General features: G+C 61.5%; 2 protein-coding genes and 1 pseudogene. All 3 read left to right on the top strand.

From position 1 onward, the window contains the following. On the top strand, nucleotides 1-379 hold a 379-nt coding region (locus WB528_RS01765; RefSeq protein WP_423886712.1), incomplete at its 5' end, for a class I SAM-dependent methyltransferase. A 310-nt stretch (nucleotides 380-689) separates the two neighbouring features. After that, nucleotides 690-1,088: an ABC transporter permease subunit gene (locus WB528_RS01760; protein ID WP_423886711.1), complete on the top strand. Its 399-nt coding sequence runs from the start codon at nucleotides 690-692 to the stop codon at nucleotides 1,086-1,088. A 228-nt stretch (nucleotides 1,089-1,316) separates the two neighbouring features. Next, a pseudogene (locus tag WB528_RS01755) lies at nucleotides 1,317-1,732 on the top strand (hypothetical protein); the annotation flags it as partial.

The following is a 1,732-nucleotide window of genomic DNA, read 5'->3' as shown; positions in this document are numbered from 1 at the left end:
GAACAGGCTCGGTCCGAGGGCCGAGCATGTTCTATGGATTATCGCCGACGTGACGGCATGGCGCCCAGACAAGGGCTACGAGGTTTGGCACGACCGGGCCGCGTTTCATTTCCTGATCGAACCGTCCGACCGCGCCGCGTACGCTGGGCGCCTGCGCGAGGCGGTGCGCCCTGGCGGCCATGTGATCATCGGCACCTTTGCACCGGACGGGCCGGAGCGATGCAGCGGTCTTCCAGTGGTTCGGCACGATGGCACCTCGATCGGCGAGGTACTCGGCCCCCTTTCAAGCTTGATCGACTGCCGCCGCCGTGACCATTGCACGCCTGGCGGCAGCTTACAGCGGTTTCAATTCAGCCGCTTCCAATGTCAATCTGGCTAACGAAAGCGGATGGCTATTTGGGTCAATCGTGCCGTTGCGACCGTGTGCCCGTCACTTCCGTAATACCCCACATAGCAGACATTATGTTGCGCCGCGTTATCCGTCGCGACGGGCCCAGCAGCCGACATCTTCATGCAAGCGATTACACCAGAGCGAACAGCTCGATTCTGCCGGATTGGCTCGCTCACCGTCCAGGGACGAACGTAGCCCAAGATGAGTTCGCAAAATCCAAACTTTACCGTCTATTATTCATCCACTGGGCAAATACGCGCATCACTCCGCTACCCCTGCCATATTCTTTGTTGCTGCCTTGGTAATCGGCGGCACGTGTCTCGGACGCGATCTGATCGCGATCGGAAGCGATCGCCGAACCGACCGGTTGGCGGGACTCGGCTTCGATACCCTGCTCGTCGGTATCTTCGGTTTCTCGGGCGTCTTGGCTGCCCTGAGCGGAGCGTTCTTGAGTTACAGTCGTGCCTCCGCTTCGCCGACTGGCCTATCGGACGTGCTACTTCCCGCCACTGCCGCCGCGATTCTCTGCGGCGTGTCGCTGTCCGGTGGTACGGGTCGCCCGATCGGAATAGCCATGGGTGCCATGACGCTTGCGGTGCTGCACGCGGGTCTCAACGGTCTTGGAGCACCGGCGGTTTACGATATCCTGACTGGCGCGATCTCCGACGGCGCAGACACGCCTCGCCGGTTCGGCTAGCCGTATCGGAAATTCAAATCTGGCAATATTGACGATGCGGGAGCTGCTTGTGCTTCTTGACACTTCGCCAAGCGGCATGTTCGATCTGCCGACAGGCAAGCGTATGGCAACAGGTGCAAGAACGCCGGGTGCATTCTTGAGGCGAGTCGCGCGGACCAGCCTCGGTACTGGCGGCGCAATCCGATCGTCGCGTCACTGAGCTGAGCGGATTAGACACGGAGAGAGACCATGCCAAAGACAGAGACGGCGCCAAAGCGCGTGTGGGACTCATTCTTGACGGCGCAAGACAAGCAGCATGGGAGTAAGTGCGCGATCGGCGTCGGTCATCGGCCGGCCGTGATCAATGTCGATCTCTATCGCGCCGTCTTTGGCGACGAGAATGTGCCGCTCCTGGAGGGCATCGAGAAATGGCCAAGTTATTGCGGCCCCTCCGGGTGGGCCGCCGTGCCCTATATTCAGCGACTGATGGCCAAGGCGCGAGCCGTGGGCGTGCCCGTGATTCATATCACTGGCCTCAGGGAAGAAGACGCGGGGGTGACGGGTTGGTTCGAGGCGCTCCATTCAGGCGGCAAGCGGCAGGCCCCGAGTGATCCTGCGGTGCGCGAACGCTGGGAGCGCCGGCTCGAGATCATCGATGAGGTCGC

It is taken from the genome of Bradyrhizobium sp. (assembly GCF_049586575.1).
Classification (GTDB): Bacteria; Pseudomonadota; Alphaproteobacteria; order Rhizobiales; family Xanthobacteraceae; genus Bradyrhizobium.
The sequence above is the reverse complement of the archived record's forward strand: the minus strand, read 5'-3'. Positions and strand labels throughout refer to the sequence as shown.